General features: G+C 44.7%; 2 protein-coding genes. Both read left to right on the forward strand.

What is annotated here, in order from left to right:
- The first annotated feature begins 228 nt into the window (after positions 1-228).
- A complete protein-coding gene (locus AB5123_RS14135; RefSeq protein ID WP_117925194.1) occupies positions 229-1,734 on the forward strand; it encodes a class I SAM-dependent DNA methyltransferase in 1,506 nt (501 codons plus the stop codon).
- On the forward strand, positions 1,724-2,296 hold the full coding sequence (locus AB5123_RS14140; protein WP_195249395.1) for a restriction endonuclease subunit S: 573 nt from the start codon (positions 1,724-1,726) through the stop codon (positions 2,294-2,296). The genes AB5123_RS14135 and AB5123_RS14140 overlap by 11 nt, the downstream gene beginning before the upstream one ends.
- The last annotated feature ends 44 nt before the right edge of the window (positions 2,297-2,340 follow it).

The raw sequence follows: 2,340 nt of genomic DNA on the forward strand, positions 1-2,340 counted from the left end.
ACAAAAAAAGACTGCTGTCTTGCTTTTTGGCAAGATCGCAGCCTTTTTTCTTGGGGACTTTTTTTACAGCCCCTTTCGTTTTATCAACCGTAATTGTACTTAATACGAAAATCCCCAGTGAAAAATATAGATTTTTCGGTGTCGAATGATTGACTATTTGTGCAGATTGTGCTATAATATAACAGATAATACCTCGCTGTAAGCGTAGGTTTAAGAGGTGTAAAAACTATGGCTGAAAAGAATACCGCCAATATTGGCTTTGAAAAGCAGATTTGGGACGCTGCCTGCGTGTTGTGGGGGCATATTCCGGCTGCCGAATATAGAAAAGTTATCGTGGGACTTATCTTCCTGCGTTACATATCAAGTGCATTTGAGAAGCGTTATAACGAGCTTGTGGCTGAGGGTGACGGCTTCGAGGACGAGCCTGACGCATACCTTATGGACAATATTTTCTTCGTGCCTGAAAAGGCTCGGTGGTCGGTGGTGTCCGCTGCGGCTCACACTCCTGAGATCGGCTCGGTCATTGATGATGCTATGAGAGCTATCGAGGACGAGAACAAGACATTGAAAAACGTTCTTCCGAAGAACTACGCAAGCCCCGACTTGGACAAGCGTGTTCTCGGTGATGTTGTCGATCTGTTCACCAATATGGATATGACCGACACGGAGGACAGCAAGGACTTGCTCGGTCGCACTTATGAATACTGTATCGCTCAGTTTGCCGCCTACGAGGGTGTCAAGGGCGGTGAGTTCTATACTCCGTCAAGCGTGGTGCGTACCCTTGTTGAGATATTGCGTCCGTTTGAGAACTGCCGTGTTTACGATCCTTGCTGCGGTTCGGGCGGTATGTTTGTGCAGAGTGCGAAATTCATTCAGGCTCACAGCGGAAACAGGGGCAATATCTCTGTTTACGGACAGGAGTCCAATGCCGACACTTGGAAAATGGCTAAGATGAATATGGCTATCCGTGGTATTGATGCGGATTTCGGACAGTATCACGCTGACACGTTCTTCAACGACCTGCACAAGACCTTGAAAGCCGACTTTATCATGGCAAATCCGCCGTTCAACCTCTCAAACTGGGGGCAGGACAAGCTCAAAGACGATATTCGCTGGAAATACGGTGTGCCGCCTGCCGGAAACGCTAACTATGCGTGGATACAGCACATGATACACCACCTTGCACCAAACGGCAAAATTGGTCTGGTGCTTGCAAATGGTGCGCTGTCAACGCAGTCCAGCGGTGAGGGTGACATTCGTAAAAATATCATTGAAGCCGACTTGGTTGAGGGTATCGTTTCGATGCCGACACAGCTTTTCTACTCCGTCACTATCCCTGTAACGCTGTGGTTCATTACAAAGGGTAAGAAGCAGAAAGGCAAAACGCTGTTCGTTGATGCTCGTAAAATGGGTTATATGGTTGACCGCAAGCACCGTGATTTCACGGACGAGGACATTCAGAAACTTGCTGATACATTCAAGGCATTTCAGGACGGCACATTAGAGGAAGTCAAGGGCTTCTGTGCGGTGGCTGACATTCAGGCTATCGCTGCACAGGACTATATCCTTACACCGGGACGCTATGTCGGCATTGAGGAGCAGGAAGATGACGGCGAGCCGTTCGATGAGAAAATGAAGCGCCTGACCTCGGAACTGTCGGATATGTTCAAGAAGTCCCATGAGCTTGAAAATGAGATCAGGGAGAAGCTGGGGGCGATTGGGTATGACATTTGATATTGTTCAATTATGCGATATTAATATTGATGTAATTGACGGTGATAGAGGAAAAAACTATCCTCATCAAGATGAATTACTTGAAGCAGGTCATTGCCTTTTCCTTTCTGCTAAGAATGTTACACAAAATGGTTTCTTATTCGCTGATAATCAATTTATCACACAAAAAAAAGATGAGTTGCTGAATAATGGAAAACTAATGCGTGGAGATATTGTGATTACAACTCGTGGTACTGTGGGTAATGTTGCAATATACTCTGATGAAGTGCCTTATGATAATATCCGTATAAATTCAGGAATGCTTATTATAAGGTGTGGTGATAAGATTGATAATTACTACTTATATCAAGTGCTAAGAAGCAAATGGTTCTATAATCAAATCTTATCAATACAAAGCGGAAGTGCGCAGCCTCAATTACCCAAATCGCATTTTCTAAAAATGACTATTCCTATGCCCAATATGAATACACAGCATAAAATCGCAGGCGTATTATCCAGCATAGGTAATAAGATTTCTGTAAATACTGCGATAAATGAAAATTTACGCCTGCAAGCCGCCTAAATCTTGACCTCTGACACATCAATCTCGCCGTTCATCAGTTTCGG

This window comes from Ruminococcus sp. RTP21204st1_B2_RTP21204_210225 (assembly GCF_040914135.1).
GTDB lineage: Bacteria > Bacillota > Clostridia > Oscillospirales > Ruminococcaceae > Hominimerdicola > Hominimerdicola aceti.